19 protein-coding genes are annotated in these 18,451 nt (G+C 52.4%); 15 read left to right on the top strand and 4 right to left on the bottom strand.

Annotation, left to right across the window (positions count from 1 at the left end):
* Nucleotides 1-5: 5 nt before the first annotated feature.
* Complete coding sequence (locus WFK81_RS17630; protein ID WP_336787704.1) at nucleotides 6-842, top strand: carbohydrate ABC transporter permease; 837 nt, start codon at nucleotides 6-8, stop codon at nucleotides 840-842.
* A gap of 287 nt (nucleotides 843-1,129) precedes the next feature.
* On the opposite strand, the gene WFK81_RS17625 is transcribed toward WFK81_RS17630, so the two are convergent.
* Both WFK81_RS17625 and WFK81_RS17620 read right to left on the bottom strand, forming a co-directional pair.
* Nucleotides 1,130-2,767: a response regulator transcription factor gene (locus tag WFK81_RS17625; protein WP_336787814.1), complete on the bottom strand. Its 1,638-nt coding sequence runs from the start codon at nucleotides 2,765-2,767 to the stop codon at nucleotides 1,130-1,132.
* A 130-nt stretch (nucleotides 2,768-2,897) separates the two neighbouring features.
* The gene (locus tag WFK81_RS17620; protein WP_336787703.1) at nucleotides 2,898-3,773 is read right to left on the bottom strand and encodes an aminoglycoside phosphotransferase family protein; all 876 of its coding nucleotides are present in this window, start codon (nucleotides 3,771-3,773) and stop codon (nucleotides 2,898-2,900) included.
* Between the two features lie 334 nt (nucleotides 3,774-4,107).
* Between WFK81_RS17620 and WFK81_RS17615 the strand changes: the two genes are divergently transcribed.
* Nucleotides 4,108-4,734 (top strand): nitroreductase family protein, encoded by a 627-nt coding sequence (locus tag WFK81_RS17615; protein WP_336787702.1) that lies wholly within the window; start codon nucleotides 4,108-4,110, stop codon nucleotides 4,732-4,734.
* Between the two features lie 108 nt (nucleotides 4,735-4,842).
* Nucleotides 4,843-5,226 carry a winged helix-turn-helix transcriptional regulator gene (locus tag WFK81_RS17610; protein WP_336787701.1) on the top strand — a complete coding sequence of 128 codons (384 nt, stop codon included), beginning with the start codon at nucleotides 4,843-4,845 and terminating at the stop codon, nucleotides 5,224-5,226.
* Here WFK81_RS17610 and WFK81_RS17605 read toward each other — a convergent pair.
* Complete coding sequence (locus WFK81_RS17605; protein ID WP_336787700.1) at nucleotides 5,216-6,280, bottom strand: SDR family oxidoreductase; 1,065 nt, start codon at nucleotides 6,278-6,280, stop codon at nucleotides 5,216-5,218. The genes WFK81_RS17610 and WFK81_RS17605 overlap by 11 nt on opposite strands.
* A gap of 170 nt (nucleotides 6,281-6,450) precedes the next feature.
* Here WFK81_RS17605 and WFK81_RS17600 point away from each other — a divergent pair, with 170 nt between their 5' ends.
* From WFK81_RS17600 to WFK81_RS17565, 8 genes are all read left to right on the top strand, one after another.
* On the top strand, nucleotides 6,451-7,056 hold the full coding sequence (locus tag WFK81_RS17600) for a TetR/AcrR family transcriptional regulator (RefSeq protein WP_336787699.1): 606 nt from the start codon (nucleotides 6,451-6,453) through the stop codon (nucleotides 7,054-7,056).
* A gap of 251 nt (nucleotides 7,057-7,307) precedes the next feature.
* Entirely contained in the window at nucleotides 7,308-8,075 is a 768-nt protein-coding gene (locus tag WFK81_RS17595; RefSeq protein WP_336787698.1) for an ABC transporter ATP-binding protein, read from the top strand.
* Between the two features lie 27 nt (nucleotides 8,076-8,102).
* A complete protein-coding gene (locus tag WFK81_RS17590; protein ID WP_336787697.1) occupies nucleotides 8,103-9,158 on the top strand; it encodes an aliphatic sulfonate ABC transporter substrate-binding protein in 1,056 nt (351 codons plus the stop codon).
* A gap of 15 nt (nucleotides 9,159-9,173) precedes the next feature.
* A complete protein-coding gene (locus tag WFK81_RS17585; RefSeq protein ID WP_127494775.1) occupies nucleotides 9,174-9,968 on the top strand; it encodes an ABC transporter permease in 795 nt (264 codons plus the stop codon).
* Between the two features lie 4 nt (nucleotides 9,969-9,972).
* Nucleotides 9,973-10,806: an ABC transporter permease gene (locus tag WFK81_RS17580; RefSeq protein WP_336787696.1), complete on the top strand. Its 834-nt coding sequence runs from the start codon at nucleotides 9,973-9,975 to the stop codon at nucleotides 10,804-10,806.
* Nucleotides 10,807-10,844: 38 nt separating this feature from the next.
* Complete coding sequence (locus tag WFK81_RS17575; RefSeq protein WP_336787695.1) at nucleotides 10,845-12,197, top strand: LLM class flavin-dependent oxidoreductase; 1,353 nt, start codon at nucleotides 10,845-10,847, stop codon at nucleotides 12,195-12,197.
* A gap of 162 nt (nucleotides 12,198-12,359) precedes the next feature.
* Entirely contained in the window at nucleotides 12,360-13,067 is a 708-nt protein-coding gene (locus WFK81_RS17570) for a DNA alkylation repair protein (protein WP_336787813.1), read from the top strand.
* 104 nt (nucleotides 13,068-13,171) lie between these two features.
* Nucleotides 13,172-13,786 carry a histidine phosphatase family protein gene (locus WFK81_RS17565; RefSeq protein WP_442956068.1) on the top strand — a complete coding sequence of 205 codons (615 nt, stop codon included), beginning with the start codon at nucleotides 13,172-13,174 and terminating at the stop codon, nucleotides 13,784-13,786.
* On the opposite strand, the gene WFK81_RS17560 is transcribed toward WFK81_RS17565, so the two are convergent.
* Nucleotides 13,783-14,298 carry a cupin domain-containing protein gene (locus WFK81_RS17560; protein WP_336787694.1) on the bottom strand — a complete coding sequence of 172 codons (516 nt, stop codon included), beginning with the start codon at nucleotides 14,296-14,298 and terminating at the stop codon, nucleotides 13,783-13,785. The genes WFK81_RS17565 and WFK81_RS17560 overlap by 4 nt on opposite strands.
* Before the next feature lie 210 nt (nucleotides 14,299-14,508).
* Between WFK81_RS17560 and WFK81_RS17555 the strand changes: the two genes are divergently transcribed.
* From WFK81_RS17555 to WFK81_RS17540, 4 genes are all read left to right on the top strand, one after another.
* Nucleotides 14,509-15,285 (top strand): TerC family protein, encoded by a 777-nt coding sequence (locus tag WFK81_RS17555; protein WP_336787693.1) that lies wholly within the window; start codon nucleotides 14,509-14,511, stop codon nucleotides 15,283-15,285.
* 91 nt (nucleotides 15,286-15,376) lie between these two features.
* Complete coding sequence (locus tag WFK81_RS17550) at nucleotides 15,377-16,933, top strand: SAM-dependent methyltransferase (RefSeq protein ID WP_336787692.1); 1,557 nt, start codon at nucleotides 15,377-15,379, stop codon at nucleotides 16,931-16,933.
* Between the two features lie 106 nt (nucleotides 16,934-17,039).
* On the top strand, nucleotides 17,040-17,480 hold the full coding sequence (locus tag WFK81_RS17545; protein WP_336787691.1) for an SRPBCC family protein: 441 nt from the start codon (nucleotides 17,040-17,042) through the stop codon (nucleotides 17,478-17,480).
* 115 nt (nucleotides 17,481-17,595) lie between these two features.
* Nucleotides 17,596-18,429, top strand: coding sequence for a sugar phosphate isomerase/epimerase family protein (locus tag WFK81_RS17540; RefSeq protein WP_336787690.1), 834 nt, complete (start codon nucleotides 17,596-17,598; stop codon nucleotides 18,427-18,429).
* The last annotated feature ends 22 nt before the right edge of the window (nucleotides 18,430-18,451 follow it).

The following is an 18,451-nucleotide window of genomic DNA, read 5'->3' as shown; positions in this document are numbered from 1 at the left end:
AGCTCATGCATGCATACCTGCCGTTTCGAAAGAAACCGAAAAAGCTCATTTCGAATATCGTGCTTCTTGCGATGGCCTTATTTTTTATTTTTCCCTTCTATTGGATCGTCACCGGCGCCTTCAAGGTGCAAAATGTGGCAGTGGCTATTCCGCCGGAATGGTTCCCGCACGCGCCAACGCTCGATAATTTCACGGTTCTGTTCAAAAATCCCGTCTGGCGCTGGACCTTCAACAGCTTTTTTGTTGCCGCGGCCGAAATGGCGGGCGTATGCCTCGTAGCCTCCATGGCGGGTTACGTACTGGCAAAAAAACAATTTCCCGGACGGAAAATCATCTTTACGCTGTTTGTCGCAGCCATGGCCTTGCCCAAGCAGGTTATTCTGGTTCCGCTGTTTACGATGATTGCCGACTTCGGCTGGATCGACCATTATAAAGCATTAATTCTGCCCGCGATCGGCTGGCCGTTTGGCATCTTTCTCGTTAAACAGTTCGCGCAGACCTTGCCGGGAGAGCTGCTCGAGGCAGCCAAGGTAGACGGCTGCACCGAGCTTAGGCTTTATTACAGCATCGTGCTTCCGCTGCTTAAGCCCGCGCTGGGGGCGCTTGCGATCTTTACCTTCATCAATGCCTGGAATGATTATTTCAGCCAGCTCATCATGATCCGGTCTACCCCTATGATGACGCTGCCGCTCGGCGTCGCAACGCTGAAGGGAGAATATACGACGCCGTACGGCGTGCTGATGGCAGGCGCGGCCTTCGCTTCGCTTCCGATGATTGTGATCTTCCTGTTGTTCCAGAAAGCCTTTACGCAAGGCATTACGATGGGGGCCGTAAAAGGGTAATTTGCAGCAAACTCCCATACATTGGATTATCTCCAGTAAAAATAGGACATGAAGAAGAAGCTCGACAGCTACGTTGGATTCGCTCCAGTAAAAGAGGGAGGAAGGGAGCCGCAATCGGCCAAATGAGCCCATTATACTGTAGCCAATCCAACGAAGCGCAAGCAGTCCGGCAAAAACGCCGCATTATACTGCGTGAAATCCAATGTAGCTAGCCGTTAAGGGCAATCTGATTGCAAGTGGGCTATCCCTTTGTCACCTCGTGACGAATGGAATAGCCCACTTTCTTTTTAATGCATAATGCCGAGCTGCCTGCGATAGTCGGTTGGCGTGGTGCCCGCCACAAGCCGGAACATTTTCACAAAATGCTTGTAGCTCTTGTAACCGCACATCGTGCATACGTCAGTCACAAGCCGGTTAGGGTCGCGAAGCAGCTTCTTGGCGTAATCAATGCGAATCTCGGTGACAAAGCTCAAATAGTTCTGATTCAGCTTCGACTTAAACAGCCGGCTTAAATATGAGGGGTTATAGAAGAAATGATCGGCCACCATTTGCAGGCTAAGCTCCTGGTCAATGTTCTTCTCAATAAACCCTTTAATCTGGCTGAACACCGCATTCTCCTGGGAAGAGGAATGAGTCTGCTTAGAGTAGACATCATTCAGGTGAACGATCCATAAAGCCAAGTAATCGAACAAGCTCTTGAGGGTCCGGAAATCATGGACGAAAGACAAATCAAGCAGCTTCTCGCTGGATACTCCCTGGATCGGTATGCCTTCCTTGTGGGCAAAGCGCAGGGTGACGTTAATAATCTCCTGCAGGAATACGAGCCATTGTTCCGCTTGAATATGGGGGAGAGCCTTCTCCGATTGCTCGCATAGTTTGTCCATCAGCTCGCCGGCAGCATCGGAATCTCCATGCTCCAGGCAGGCTTGCAGCTTCTTGCGGTCATCCGGGTGAAGCGAGACGAAGTAATCGCCTCCTGCCGGGGATTCGTCAGCCGGCCATTGATCGACCGATATTAACCATTGTCCGGGCGAAGCAAAACGTTGGAGCAGGCTTAGTCCGGCGGACTTGAGAGCCGCTCCTGCTTGTGTTAGATCACATAAAGCAGGCCCTGCGGTGAGATACAGCTGCGTACCGGAATCGAACGGATATACAGAAGAGGCCAGCCGCTTGCTTAGAAGCCGGGCGCCTTCTGCGGGATCGGACATTCCTTCCGCGAGAACCAGAAGAACATAAAGCCTGCCCCTGCTCATATAGCACATAAGCCTATGCCCGGGGGAAATGTCGGCAGCCGCCTTGCCGATAAGCTGCTCCGCCGTTTGGCGCCATTTGCGCTCCTGTAGCAGTCCGCTGCGGCCGAAACAGCTTGCCGCTAGCGCCACGTAAGTCAGCTCCAATTGCTCATTAAATCCAAGCAGCTTCTTCCAGCCCGGTATTTCGGATAAGCTTCCGTCCATGAGCTGCTTAACGGCCTGACCGTATTGCCATTTCGTTAGTTCAGCAGCTTGTGCTTCCCAGTCCTGCTTCTTCCGCCGCTCTTCCCGCTTGTGCACCAGCTTGTTGATGCAGGCCGTTATCGCCTCCATGCTGACGTCATACTCCAGCGGCTTAAGCAAATACTCCTGAACAACGCCGAGACGGATAGCTTCCTGCGCATATTTAAATTCGTTATAACCGGTGAGAATGATAAAGCCGGCATTCGGAAGCAGCGGCTTCAACTGCTCGATCATTTCCAGCCCGTTCATCTCGGGCATGCGAATGTCGGTCACAATTAAATCCGGTTTTTCCCGCAGAGCGACGTCTACGCCGTCCTTGCCATTCTCGGCCTCCACAATTCCGCCGACGCCGAGCTGCTCCCAGGGAAAATAATGCTTTAAGCCAGCGCGAATAAGCGGTTCGTCCTCGACAATCATTACTTTTAGCATGGTGTTCACCCGGATTCGAATTTTACGAAATATTAAAAATAATTATACCGAAAAGGCGGATTGGCTTGAATCGGGCTGCGCGATATGCGTAAAGAATGGACCTGTTATGTCAATTTTGAGGGATATCCGGTTAGTTGCAGTAGTCCTGAACAATAACATCGATAACACGCTTCCCCCAATCCGAAGCTTCCGATCCCGGCTCATTCCAGGCGTAAGTGATAAGCGCCTTCCATAGGGCCCAGCCGCGTGCGCGGTTAATAGTATCCTGGTCAACATTCATGGCGCTCAGAAATACTTTGCGGCTGGCCTCGTCGAAAAAGTTCCATGCCATGACCAGATCGCTTGATGGGTCGCCGACACCCATGGTTCCGAAATCAATGACGCCGGACAGCCGGCCATTCCGCGCAAGCAAATTGCCTACGGCTACGTCGCCATGCAGCCATAGCGGAGCCGCTTCATATTTCGTCGCAAGGGCAAGCTCCCAAATCTCGGTTAGCAGCTTCCGGTCGTATGGACCGCTCAGCTTCTCAATGACCGATCTGGAGTCCTGATCGTATACGGCTAAGTTTCCCCCTCGATGGAAGTTTTGTATGCCTGCCGGGATGCCGTCCGTTGCATCGATAGCTTCCAGCTCCTTCAGAAAGCCGGCAAGATCTTGGGCAAATTCGTTGAGGTCGCGAATGTTGCCATACGAAACGGTATCGCCTTCGATCCAGCGGTTAACGGACCAAGGGAGAGGATATTCCAAGGTAGGCTCGCCTTGCGCAACGGGAGCGGGTATCGGCAGAGACAGGAGAGGCTTAAACACGGGAAGCCAGGTCAGTTCCTTCTCGACAGCCGAGGCGTACCGCTCATGGCTCGGCAGGCGCACCGTCATTTCGTTGCCCAGCCGGTAGGTACGGTTATCGTGCCCGCTTTTTTCCACGGGTTTTACCTCCAAGCCCTTCCATTGCGGAAATTGACTATTAATGAGTTGCCGTACCAGATCAGTCGTGATTTCGATCATATCCTTCGCCTCTTTCCTATAAAGGTCGTTCCATTGTTATCGTACCTAGATCATAACAATCAGTCTTGACCTTATCAAAGGAGAAAACGGCTATAAGCGGAATTGGCACCAGCCCTTGCGCCCATTTTTGAAGCTATGCGGACATGGACTCAGCAGTATGGCGCATATTTGGGGAATGTGATAGAGCAAGGTCAGAGTAAGATCGGCAAAAAGTTGAAAAAATTTCTTGTTAGGGGTTGCATTCTTACATTACATATCTTAAAATTAAGATAATTAAATTAAAGATTTCTGATCGACGAATAAAATCCAACTTTACATAGAGGAGGCGGTCGAAATGAACGATTTCGTATCCGTAGTAACAGAAAGAAGATCCGCAAACAAATTTATTAAAGGGATTTCCATTGAAGATAAAGAGCTGAACGAGATTTTTGATCTTGTAAAATACGCGCCGTCGTCCTTCAACCTGCAGCATGCCCATTATGTTGTAGTAAGGGACGAAGAGATGAAGCAAAAAGTGTATGAAGCGGCAAACAAGCAGTATAAAGTAAAAACCGCTTCGGCCGTTATCCTGGTTCTTGGCCATCTGGATGCGCATCACAACACGGCGGAGCTTAATGAAGGGCTGCTGCATCTCGGCGTTATTAATAAACAGGAATTCGATCATACGGTCGAGTCCGTGCAGCAATTTTACGAAGAGCGGGGCGAGGCTTTCAAACGGGACGAGGCGATCCGCAACGCGAATCTATCCGCCATGCTGTTCATGCTCGCCGCCAAAGAGAAAGGCTGGGACACGAGCCCAATGATAGGCTTTGATCCGGAAGCCATGACGAAGGTGCTGGACGTGCCGGATCGGTATGTTCCCGCTCTGCTCATCGGCATCGGAAAAGAAGATACATCGAACAGCCGGGTACGCGGCTACCGCAAGCCGGTTGGCGAGTTCGTAAGCTTTGAGCGTTTTTAAATAAAAGAGCAGGGCGTCCATCGCATGGACGCCCTTTATTTTGCCTCGGAACGGTACACCTGTTAGAGGTAAAATGATAAAGTGGAGCATAGGAGGCGATTCCAGGCTATGCAGAATGAGGAGAAAATTTTCAATACCGCGGTCGAAGCCACTCTTGAAGCAATTGGAGGCAAATGGAAGCCGGTTATTTTGTTCCATCTTACATTCGGCAAGAAGCGTAACGGCGAATTCCTGCGCCTAATTCCCGACATCTCGCAAAAAGTTCTGACGCAGCAATTGAATGAGCTAATAAGGGATGGAATCATCAACCGCCTTTCTTATAATCAAGTGCCGCCGAAGGTCGAATATGAGCTAACGGAGTATGGGTGGAGCCTGAAAGATATCCTGCATGCCATGTGCCGGTGGGGTGAAGGGTATATTGACAAAAAGTACGGCGCCAAAGGCAAGGTTCTGTTCCAGCCTCCCGTATCCGATAGTGAAATCAAGGAATGACCTTCCGCTTGCGGAAGTCCTCGAATATGTCCATAAACATCTTCTCCGTATTGATAAAGTCATGAAAACCGAAACGGCGGGCTTTTGATCCGTCCGCAAAGAAGTCGTAATCCCAGGAAAACACGAAGTCCCCGAACCGCCAAGAGGATACATCCTTATAGTTGATTTTCTGTAAATCGTATTTATCAATCATGGCATTCCAGAGCGGCTCTTTGTCCGCCATAACGACCTCAAGCGACATCGGTAACGGAGGAGCGGTCTCGAGGCCGAAAAAGGCGGCGATCTTCGGCCAAAGCTCGTTCCACCTGAAGAGATCGCCGTTCGTAATGTTAAAAGCTTGATTGGCGCAGCGTTCGTCGGTAGCTGCCCATACGGTTGCGCGGGCAAGCAAATTCGCGTCGGTCATCTCCAGCAAGCTGTGATAAGCGCCGGGTTTACCCGGGAAGCGAAGCGGCAGCCCAAGCTCCTTGGACATGGAAGCGTAGACGGCGATAACCATCGCCAGGTTCATCGGATTCCCGAGCCCAAAACCGGCAACAACCGAGGGACGAAGGGCTGACCAGGTCCAGCTGCTTCCCGGTTGCCGACGCTCAAGAAATTGCTGCTGATCGACATTAAATTCGGGCGGCATATGATAGGCATCCGTTTCGCGCGCCGGCGTCTTGAAGGGACCGAGATGCGCCCCGTACACTTTATAGCCTTGCATGAGGCTGATATGCTGCAGATTCCGTGCAATCGGTTCAATGGCATTGACTACATTTACGAGCATGGCAAGGTTCGGGGCTACAAGCTCAGCCCACGTCGGCCGATCCTGATAGGCAGCGTAAAAGATATGCGTAACGGCGGTCAGGCCGCTTAACTTCTCGCGGGTATCCGCTTCGTTCAAAAGATCAGCCGCGATATACCGCACCCGATCGGAATCCTCTCCGCCGCGGCGCGACACGCCGATAATATCCCACTCGGGAAGCGTCCTCAAATAATCAATGAGATTCCGTCCGATCACGCCGTTTGCACCTACGACCAGGGCTGTTTTGGATGTGTCTGTTGTTTTCATCTAACATTCCTCCTCTGCTTCTGATGACTATTGTGAAACAGAAAAGGAAAGCCGTGAAGTACGCACTTTCAACTCCTATAAGCACCTTCAGGTAACGATGGCGAGGCCGGGATCGCCCTGTTTCATGCCCTCTGCTATAATGGAGGTCAAGAAAGGGGCTGCTTTGTTTTATGTCGCCTAGAAACGTAGAGAAGGACCTCATGCAAAGGGAAAAAAGAATTAACCACATTCTTGATTCCGCTCTCGAGACCATTGCCGTAAAAGGGATCGGTTCGGTAAGCATCAACGATATTGCTGCGGCAGCAGGCATGAGCATAGGCAACATGTATCATTACTTTAAATCGAAAACCGAGATTATAAGCGAGATTTTGCGAAGGGGCCAGACGGGTTACGGAGACCATGTCACCCGAATTGCCGAACAGGAATGCCCGGCCTTGGAGAAGTTGTTTATGCTAGCCGAATCTTGGCTTGCTCTTGAGAACAGCTGGGCTTATACCATTCTTATTCATACGTCGCGCTTGTCCGATGCTTCCTCCGAAGAGATCCGCAAGGCGGTTACGGAGCGCTTTACGAACAACCTTGGACCGGTCGCGGCCATGATGAAGCAGGGCCAGCAGGAAGGGCTTGTTGTCAACGGCGATCCGCTTGAGCTTGCCTATTATTTCGTAAGCTTGATTCAAGGCTTAACCCTGCAGAAGATGCCTGGCGCGGAAGTGCCGATCCGCGCGCAAGCGAGCACGATTGTCGCTCTATTCGCGACACGAACCAAGCGGTAGGAAAAGCGGGTTGCGCTGCTGCGCAGAACTCGCTTTTTTTTGTGATTGACAACAAATGGGGGCCACTGCTACAATTTAGCCAATAACAAACCGAGCGATTATTCGGTTTGTGGAAAAGTACGCCGGAATATCGACTGGACATCCAGAGATTGGCGAGGGTACAAACGACGAGGGCAGATGCCCCATTTTTTATAACTATAATCCCAAGTAAATCGGTGTGAAAAATTTAGATTAAGCTGGAGGCGGTATTCATGCTAACGATTGAGCGCTTAAACAAGACGTTTGCGGCTCCTGCAGGACCGGTGGTAGCGCTAAGCAATATTCGGCTGCAGGTAGAGCGGGGACAATTCATTACCTTCATCGGACCAAGCGGCTGCGGCAAGAGTACTTTGCTCAAGATCGTAGCAGGTTTGGATACGGCTTACGAAGGAACGGTGGAGTTAAACGGCAAGGCCATTACGGGACCGGGCGTGGATAAAGGATTTATTTTTCAAGAGCCCAGGTTGTTCCCATGGCTGACCGTCGAGAAGAACATTGCCGCTAACCTGTCGCTTGGCAACGCGCAGGTTCGCCGCCAGGTCGACGAGCTGATTGAGCTGGTACGCCTGAAGGGGTTCGAGAAGGCTTATCCGAAGGAGCTGTCCGGCGGGATGGCCCAGCGGGTCGCGATTGCGAGAGCGCTGCTCCGCAAGCCGGAGGTTCTGCTGCTCGACGAGCCGTTCGGCGCGCTGGATGCCTTCACCCGCACGCATATGCAGGAGGCGTTGCTGGATATCTGGCGAAGCAGCAAGACGACGATGCTGTTCGTGACGCATGATTTGGACGAAGCGGTATTCCTCGGGGAGAAGGTCGTTATTATGAACCCGCGACCCGGCCATATCCGCAATGTTATTAACGTTGATCTTCCCTACCCGCGCAAGCGGACGGGAGTTGCCTTCCAGGAGCTTCGCTCGAAGGTGCTTGGAGAGTTTGAAAAGGTAGAACAGCCGCCCCTGCTTGATCAGGGTGCAGGCATTTAATCGGAAATTTGAGGGAGATGCAAATATATGAGAAAAAAATACGGTTTGATAACGGCAATCATCGCTTTGGTCCTTATCGTAGCGGGCTGCGGCAATTCCAATAACAATGCCGGCGGCAGCAACAAGCCTGCCGAATCGGCTGGTGCTTCGGCGAATGCGGAAGGCAATGCCTCGACGGCTCCGGCTTCCTATGACGGCGTAACCGTTAAGATTGGCGTGCAGGGCAAAGGCGGCCTGTTCGGCAAAGCGCAAGAGGAGAAATGGTTTGAAAATGCCTTTGAAGCGCTAGGCGCCAAAGTGGAATGGGTAGAGTTCCAGAGCGGTCCTCCAATGATTGAAGCGATGGCTTCCAATCATCTCGATTTTGCTGGCATGGGCAATATGCCTCCGATCGCCGCTCAGGCGGCAGGCGTTGATTTCACGATTATCTCGCAGCTGCTCGACGGCAAGAACAACGTGGCGATTATTGTTCCGGCAAACAGCGACATCAAGAGCATTGCCGATCTGAAAGGCAAAAAGGTAGCGGTAACGAAGGGCAGCAACGCTTATAACTTCCTCTACCGGGTACTGGATAAAGCAGGCCTGAAGAAATCCGATATTCAAGAGATTCAATTGCAGCCGGATGAGACGCAGCCTTCCTTCGAGGGCGGCAAGGTAGACGCATGGGCGGTATGGGATCCGTACATTTCCCTGAATACGCTGAGCGGCAAAGCCCGCGTGCTGGCAGACGGAGAGAGCGAAGGCGTATTGTCCCCGTCGTTCCAGCTGGTTCGTTCGGAATTTGCGAAGAAGTATCCGGACCTTGTGACGCTGTATCTGAAGACATTCGAAGAGGCTCGCAAATGGGAAGCGGACAATCAAGACGAGGCTTTCAAGCGTTACGCCGACGAGCGCAGCATTCCGCTAGAACTGGTGAAGGGCATTCAGAACCGTTCGACCATGATTAATATTCCGGTAAGCGACGAGACCATCGCCGAGCAGCAAAAAACGGCCGATTTCCAATACGAATTAGGCACTATCCGCAAACAGATTAAGGTCGCGGACGTGTTCGACAACCAATACATCGAAAAAGCTCTTAAGTAAAGAAGAGGTGCAATCATGCAGATAACGAGGAATAAGCTTGCGTTTCGCGCGGTTCACGTGCTGATCGGAATGATGGTTCCGCTGGCCGTGCTGGTCATCTGGCAGATCGCGTCCTCAAACGGATGGGTGAATGCCGTGCTGATCCCTCCTCCGAAGGACATTGTGGACGAATTCGGACGCATGCTCTCCTCGGGCGAGCTGCTGAGCAACCTGCGCGTTTCGGCGGGCAGGGCAGCGCTTGGGTTCCTTATCGGCGGGGGGCTGGGCTTAGCGGCCGGATTATGGGTAGGCTTCTCGCTCAAAGCCGAGCGGCTGCTCGATCCGTCGCTGCAGCTGCTCCGGACGCTGCCTCACCTTGCCGTGGCCCCGCTTTTTATTTTGTGGTTCGGCTTTGGCGAGACGTCCAAAATCCTGCTGATCGCAAAGGGGGCCTTCTTCCCCCTCTACGTGAACGCCTTCCTTGGCGTCCGTTCCGTAGACCGCAATTTGTTTGACGTAGCGCGCGTGTTGGAATTTACGAGATGGCAGACGATTACGAAGCTTATCCTTCCTGCCTCTCTTCCTTCTCTCTTTCTCGGCATTCGGCTTTCCATCGCGGTAAGCTGGCTTGGCTTGGTCGTAGCCGAGATGATGGGCTCCAGCTCCGGCATCGGTTATATCATTAACGACGCGCGATCGTTCTCGCTGACGTCCGTAATTTTCGTAGGCATTATTGTGTTCGCGGTAGTTGGCAAGGTTACCGATTCGCTGGTAAGGCTGGCGGAGAAGAGACTTTTGCGCTGGCGGGATTCCTTAGGCGGGGAGGGATAATGGGATGAGTGCAAACGAGGTGACATTAGGCTCTAAAGCCGGCGGAGGGCAAGCGGCGATTGGCCGGAAGCGCCGGGCGGGAATGCCGAAGTGGCTGTACGGCTGGGTACTGCCCGTTATCGTGCTGGCCTTGTGGGAATCGGCATCGGCGCTTGGGCTTGTGTCCGAATCGGCCTTGCCGGCGCCATCCCGGATTGCGGAGGCTTTCTGGAAGCTCTGCGTGGACGGGGATATGGCGAAGCATGTATCGACCAGCGCGATTCGGGCAGGCGGAGGTTTCTTGCTGGGCGGAGCGACGGGACTATTGCTTGGCGTATTTACCGGTCTTGGCAAATGGGCAGAGCGCACGCTTGATCCAAGCATTCAAATGCTGCGGACGGTTCCGCTGCTTGCGGTAATTCCGCTGTTCATTCTTTGGTTCGGGGTAGGCGAATTCTCGAAGGTTCTGCTTATCGCGCTAGGTTCTTTCTTCCCGCTTTACTTCCATACGCATCTTGGCGTTCGCAGCGCGGACCGCAAGCTGTACGAGGTGACGCGCATTCTTCAATACTCCAAGCTTCAACTGCTGACGAAGCTAATTATTCCGGCGGCGCTTCCGAATATTCTGCTTGGCGTCCGGTTGTCCGTCGGGACCTCCTGGCTGCTGCTTGCCGTAGCGGAGATGATGGGCGCAAGCGCCGGCGTTGGCTATATGATTCAAGATGCCCGCGTGTATGGGCAGACGGACATTGTGTTCGTTGGCATTATTTTGTTCGCTCTGGTCGGCAAGCTGTCGGATTCGGTCGTGCGGCTGGTGGAGAGAAGATGCCTGCGCTGGAACAACAGCTATAAAGGTTAAAGATAGATCGATACTTACTTGGAAAGTGGGGAACAGGCATGAGTCGACAACGACAAGGGCAGCTTCATCTAGGCGCGTTTATTTATTTCACGGGGCATCATCATGCCGGCTGGCGCCATCCGGAATCCGGCGTAGAGCGGATGTTCGATATCGAATGGTATAAGCGGATCGCCAAGTCGGCGGAGAAGGGCAAGTTCGATATGATCTTTTTTGCGGATCTGCTGCACTTGATCTATCCAAGCCGCGCGGCCGCAGGCATGCTCGACCCGGTGGCGCTGCTGTCCGCTTTATCTACGGTAACGGAGAAAATCGGTCTGACGGCAACGCTGTCTACGACTTATAACGAGCCTTATAATGCGGCACGCCGCTTTGCTACGCTTGACCATTTGAGCGGCGGCCGGGCCGGCTGGAACATCGTAACGTCCCAGGTCGATACGGAGGCTCGCAACTTCGGCAGGGAGAAACATCCGGAGCATGCGACGCGCTATGAGATGGCGAGGGAGTTTGTAGACGTTGTAACGGCGCTATGGGACAGCTGGCCGCAGGAATCGCTTGTGATGGACCGGGCATCGGGAACGTTCGCGGATGAGTCGAAGTTCCGCGCCGCCGATTACGGCGGGCAATTCTATTCCGCGCATGGGCTGCTGAATGTGCCGCGTCCGCCGCAAGGCTACCCGGTTCTTATTCAAGCGGGTTCTTCAGGACCCGGGCAGGATTTTGCCGCGAGCATTGGCGAGGTAATCTTCACGGCGCAGACCTCGCTGGCTTCCGCCCAGGGCTTCTACCGGAGCGTAAACGAGAAGCTGATCGCGGCAGGACGGGAGCGGGGAAGCCTGCTCATTATGCCGGGACTGTCGCCCATCCTTGGCTCGACGGTAGAGGAAGCCCGCCGCAAGGAGCGGGAGCTGCTTGACCTGATCGATCCGCAGGAAGCGGTCATGATGGTATCCGGCATGCTTCAGGCGGACCTCAGCAAATTCCCGGCCGACGGTCCGCTGCCGGACATTCCGGATCCGGTGGAAGCAAGCAACGGCATGAAAAGCCGCGTTCAGCTCATCATGGATCTCGCCCGCAAAGACAACTTGTCCATTATTGAGCTTGGCCGCAGACTTCTAGGCGCGCGAGGCCATATGCAATTCGTCGGCACGCCGGAGCAGCTTGCTGATCTGATGGAAGAATGGTATGACGGTTACGGCTGCGACGGCTTTAACATCATGCCGCCGGTATTGCCGGGCGATCTGGACGATTTCGTGGAGCAAGTCGTACCGGTGCTTCAGCGCCGCGGGCTCTACCGCGAGGAATACGAGGGCTCCACGCTGCGCGAGCATCTGGGGCTGCCGGTGCCGTCGGTCGATCATTTCAAGAGATTAGCCGGCTTGCAGCAGGCATAGACCATTTTCATATCAATGGACTTATCATAGCCGGCAACAGGTTAAAGGCACCCGAAGGGGTGTCTTTTTTTGTCCTAATGAGCGGGTGGGCGTTTTATGGTATATTCAAGGAAGACGAGTACGGACCCGGACAATAAAACCATTCCAAAGGAAGTGCGAACGATGAATCTAGAAGAGGTCATGCAGGAGCTTGAAGCGCTTGGCAAAGAAAGAACCAAGAAGATTTATATGGGCAATGGCGCGCACGAACCGTTGTTTGGCGTGGCGACAGGCGAGATGAAGCCTATTTTTCGTAAAATCAAACATAATCAGCCGCTGTCCGATGAGCTGTACGCGACAGGCAATTACGATGCTATGTACTTCGCCGGGATCATTGCCGATCCGAAGGCGATGACGGAGGCGGATTTCGAGCGGTGGATCGACAGCGCGTATTTCTATATGATCTCCGACTATGTGGTGGCGGTCACCTTGTCCGAGACGGATATCGCCCAAGAGGTGTCGGATAAATGGATTGCAAGCGGCGAAGAGCTGAAGATGTCGGCGGGCTGGAGCTGCTACTGCTGGCTGCTTGGCAATCGCAAGGACGGCGAGTTCTCCGAGGAGAAAATCGCCGGCATGCTGGAGCTGGTGAAAAAGACGATTCACGATGCTCCCGAGCGGACGAAATATTCGATGAACAATTTCCTGTACACGGTGGCGATATCCTATAAGCCGCTTCATGAAAAAGCGGTTGAGATCGCGAATGAAGTAGGTCCGGTTGAGGTTGGCCAAGGTACGAATAAAAGCAAGCTTATCAACGCTTCCGCTAATATTCAGAAGTTCATGGGCAGGGGGCAAATTGGGTTCAAACGCAAGTACGTAAGATGTTAGGATAATAGAGGCACCCGATTTCGGGTGCCTTTTTTACTTGGTTTTATTTTCCCCTCCTTGCGGATACTATTTCACGAAACGCTTATATCCGAAGGAGGAAAAACGTGAAAAAGGTTTGGATTGTCAGTATTTTGTTCATACTCATCCTGCTTCAAGCGAAACCGGCTGAAGCTATGCCCGCAGACCCCTCATTGCTAAGGTCTCTTCAACAAGGAGGCTACATCCTATATGTCAGGCATGGAGACGCAACGGTTGGCGCGGACTCGCCAAGGATCAACTTCAATGACTGCGCCACCCAAAGAAATCTTTCGGAGGCCGGCCGGAACCAGGCTGTAAGCTATGGAAACGCGCTTCGCCAATTGCATATCCCCGTTCAGATGCCGGTAGTTGCAAGCCCGTTTTGCAGGACGAAGGAAACGGCCGAACTAGCTTTTGGAGCAGGTAATGTCCGTACGGACCCGTTTTGGGTTCAGATCTATCAATTAGGCGGTTCCGTTCCTCCTGCCCAGCAGGAAGCTGCTCTGAAAGCCCTATCGTCCCAGTTGGAAATTCCCCCGTCTCCTGGGACGAACAAGGTTATAATCGCCCATAGCTTCCCTTCGGGCGTTGGATTAGGAGAGATAAATTCATTGGGAACGGTAGTTATTAAACCCAAAGGCCAAGGCAATGGTTACGACATTGCGGGGCGCTTTGATTTGAATGAGCTGACCTCGCCTTAGTCATGTTCCGCCGGTTTGGTTTCCTGAACGGTACCAAACGGATGATGCGGCGGCGCGTAAATAGAATAGAGCTTAAGCGGCTTGCTGCCGGTGTTTATGACATTATGCCAGGTGCCTGCAGGAACAAAGATGGCGTACCCGTCGTATGCCATGGTTTGAAAGTCAAGATGATCTTTGCTGTTTCCCATCTGCACGAGTCCTTGGCCTTCCTCGATCCGCAGGAATTGATCGGTTGCAGGATGGACCTCAAGGCCAATATCTTCGCCAACATTTAGGCTCATTAAGGTCAATTGCAGGTAGTTTCCCGTCCATAACGCGGTACGGTAGTTCCTGTTCTGCTTCGTGGCTTCCTCCAGGTTCACGACCAGCGGGCCTGTTCCGTAGTCCTTTAGCTCAATCTCTCTGTAGTGCGCATTCGGAACGCTATAGCTCCAATTGTAATAACGGGGATCCCAATAATAACCCCAAGAATGGTCAGGCCACTGATAATAATGGTAAGGATAAAGGTACATCCATGTTCTCCTTTCGGCAAAACGATATGTTCATCGCATTATCTTATGCATGCGCCTATCCGTAAGGCATCCGTTTCGGATGTCTTTTTTCATGCAGTTCCTTCCTTTTGAGAAAAAAGTGAACTCATTTGCGTATTTCTTACGTATATGCAATAACGGACAAGAGAAAATTACTTATACCAACTACGTTCGAAGAGAGGGGAATCCACGTTGGAATCGATCTGGCTGGAGTATGCGTGGGCATTATTGATCCTGATAGGACTGGAGGGCTTGTTATCCGCCGATAATGCACTGGTGCTTGCGGTAATAGCCAAGCATTTACCGGACGATCAGAAGAAAAGAGCGATTAACTACGGAATTATTATGGCGTTTGTTTTTCGTTTCGGCGCTCTTTTTGCAATATCTTTTATTGCGAATGTCTGGCAGGTACAGGCGATTGGCGCAGCCTATCTGCTATACCTGGGATTAAAGCACATTATTCAAGCGCGCTTTGGCAAGAAGAACGAGGACGTTCATAAGGACGAGAAACAAAAAGCGGGGTCGGCCTTCTGGCCTACGGTAAGCAAAATCGCTATTGCGGACCTCGCGTTTGCAATTGACTCCATTCTGGCTGCGGTGGCCCTTGCGCTTGGTTTGCCGGATTCCCCGCTTGGCGAGTTTGGCGGCATGGACGGAGGCAAATTCGCAGTCGTATTGCTTGGCGGTATTGCCGGCCTTATCTTAATTAAGTTTGCGGCAACCTGGTTTGTGAAGCTGCTTGCCGATCGCCCGGCACTGGAGACTACGGCGTACGCCATCGTAGCGTGGGTAGGGGTGAAGCTGGCCGTGATTACGCTGGCTCATGAGGACATCGGGGTGCTGGATCATGACTTCCCTCATAGTACGGGTTGGACGGTTGTATTCTATGGCGTGTTGGTAGCCATTGCGCTTATCGGGTGGTTTGCTCCCGGGAAGAAGCCGCAGAAGGCGGAAGCCGAGGCCTCTTAACGGAGATTTAACCCTAAATTTCGTAAAATGTCTTCTATTGAGGTAATATAGGAGGTATTGTTCGAAGCATAGAAAGCAGGGTTAAGAATAGATGACGATCTCAAATACGCAGCGCTACCGCTTTAGCGAAGCGCCAATATGGGAAATAAACAGGCAATATTACGAAGAAGAAGGCTTGAGGGCCTGGAATAACGACCAGGTTCCTCAATACATTACGAGCAATCCGATGATTGCGGCGGCTTATGCCGAGATGCTGTTCGGGTTTCTTCAGGACAGAGCTAATCAAGGACAAAACTTGGAGCCTGTTCAGATTCTAGAGCTTGGAGCAGGGGCGGGCCGATTCGCTTTCCATGTGCTGCAAGAGTTAAGTCAATTAATAGACTACGCGGGAATCGCAGTGCCGCCGTTCCGGTACATCATGACGGATCTTGCGGCAAACAATGTGGAGGCTTGGCGGAAGCATCCTGCTCTTCAGCCTTTTATCGAGCGGGGAATGCTTGATTTCGCCCGGTTTGATGCTGTCCAAGATTCGGAATTAGTACTGGCCGCATCGGGAGAAACGATCCGCAGGGGAGATTTGCGGCAGCCTCTGGTCATTGTGGCGAACTACTTTTTTGACAGTATTCCGCAGGAGCTGCTTTATATAGGCGAAGGCCAGGTTTACGAGGCCGATGTGCTGGTGGAGTACCCTAAAGACAAGGATTCGCTTAAACCATCGGAGCTGCTGTCGCAAATCGCCTTGAGCTACGAGCTCCGGCGCGCGCCGCAATACGAGGATGCGTCTTATCCTTACCGTGACGTTATCGCCGTCTATCAGGAGCAGCTGGAGGACTCGCATGTTTTATTCCCGGAGGCCTCTTTGGCTTGCTTGGACCGGCTGAATCAATTGTCGCAGGCGGGAATCGTGCTGCTGACGGCGGATAAAGGGGATCATCTGCTCGAGCACTGGAGGTTCGCGGAACCGCCGGAGCTTGTCTTCCATGGCAGCTTTTCACTGACGGCAAACTATCATGCGATCGGGGAAGTGTTAGAGCGCAGCGGTGCCTTGGTCATGTTCCCTTCGCATCACTATGACAATATCAATGTCAGCTGTATGATCAGCGTTGACTCGCCGCAGGACTATTATCAGACAAGGCTGGCTTACCGCCGGTGCGTCGAGCGTTTTGGACCGGATGATTTTTATAGTCTGAAGTGGTGGTTAGACCGTTATATCGACGATATGGGGCTTCGGCAAATCCTGAGCTTCTGGCGTCTTGGCGGCTACGATGCGGAATTCTTTATCCAGAGCACGAAGCGGATTTCTAGTCTGCTGCCGGATGCCCTCGATGAGGAGAAGGAGGATATTCTGCTCGGAATCGAACGGATGTGGTCGTCTTATTACGCAATGGAGCAGAAGTATGATCTGGCGCTTGAAGCGGGCCTGCTGCTGTTTGAGATGGACATGTACGGCGAGTCAAAGCGCTTCCTGGAGATCTCCGTTGAGGAAGACGAAGAGGAGATTGTATCTACCGTATTTTATTGTCTGGCCATATGCTGTTTCGAACTGGAGCTGGAAGAACAGGCTTTGCATTACTTGAGGGAACTGCTGAGGCTTGAGCCTGATCATGAAGAAGCAAGGGCATTGATAAATAATTTTGAGTCCGCATAAAAAACCGCTTGAACCTTACGTTACGTCATCTATTATGCTTAGGCTACCGGTAAACAGTTAGCGCTAATATCTATGGGTGAATATCTGAAAGGTGGAGTAGACGGTTATGGCTGCTATTCATGGAGAAAATGAGATTATTTCGACGCGCGAGTTTGATTTTTCCCGTGAGAGGGTGTATGAAGCATGGGTGAATCCGGAGCTGCTTAAGCGCTGGTGGGGGCCAAACGGCTTCACGAATACCTTTCAAGAGTTTGAGATCAAGCCTGGCGGTCATTGGCGGTTTACGATGCATGGCCCAAATGGCGTGGATTATGCGAATCATAATGTCTTCGAAGAGATTGTGCCCTTGGAGCGGATTGTCCTTAAGCATATGTCCAATCCCGAGTTCCGGGTGACGGCTATATTCGAGGATCTGGACGGCCGCTCGAGACTAACGTTCCGTCAGCTGTTCAAGGACAAAAAGACGTTTGAGGCGGTTAAGGCTTATGCGGCCGACGGCAATGAGCAAAACTTTGACCGGTTAAACCTTGTTTTACAGGAAGGTTAACAGGAAACCCGTGCTTCGGGAGAGGCACGGGTTTCTTTTCTTTTGCCATCCGGGCATTACAACGTATAATGAGAGACAAAGTAGATTTCAGATGAAACGTGAGAGGATGGTTATCATGTCAGTCGGAATTTTAGCTCATTTGCTTGGAACTTTGCCTTATAAGGAATTGGCGGCCAAGATTGCCGCTAACGGATTTCCGTACGTACAATTAGCGCTGGCGAAAGCGTTCTCCGATGTAGACTCGCGGCTTGGCAAGCTAAGCCCGGGGCTCGCCCAGGAGGTAGGAGGGGCGTTTGCGGAGAAAGGAGTCCGCATTGCGGTACTTGGCTGTTATGCAAGCCTGGTCGATCTCGATGACGAGGTCTACCGTCATAATGTAGACCGCTTCAAAGAGCATCTTCGGCATGCGCGGCATTTCGGCGCGCCCATTGTGGCGACGGAGGTTGGCGGAGTAACGGATCCGGAGCGCCGGGGCGAGCATACGGATCGTTTAAACCGTGCGCTTGAAGAGCTTGTCGAAGAAGCAGAACGCTGGGGCGTAACGATTGGGCTTGAAGCGGCCCAAGGACATATGATCGATACCGCGGAAACATTGGCCGAGACGATTGAACGTTTTCCATCCTCTTGCGTTGGCGTCGTGATGGACCCTTGCAATTTGATGAACCCGGCCCGGTTCGACAATCAAGACCATACGGTCCGCGAAGCCTTCCGTCTGCTTGGCCCGCGCATCGTAAGCGCCCATGTGAAGGATTTGAACCGCGGGGCAGACGGTACATTAATAGAAACCGCAGCGGGGCTTGGCGAGCTGAACTATCCGCTATTCTTCGAGCTGCTTGAGCAGCATAAGCCGTATAGCTTTGCGACCATGGAAGCGGTAAGCGAATCGCAGATGGCGGAAGCCGCACGATTTGTGCGGGAAGGCCGGCGGGCTGCGAGATTCAAGAAGTAGTGAAAGCTGAATGAGATATGTA

Origin of the sequence: Paenibacillus sp. MMO-177 (genome assembly GCF_037147795.1) — a bacterium.
GTDB lineage: Bacteria > Bacillota > Bacilli > Paenibacillales > Paenibacillaceae > Pristimantibacillus.
The sequence above is the reverse complement of the archived record's forward strand: the minus strand, read 5'-3'. Positions and strand labels throughout refer to the sequence as shown.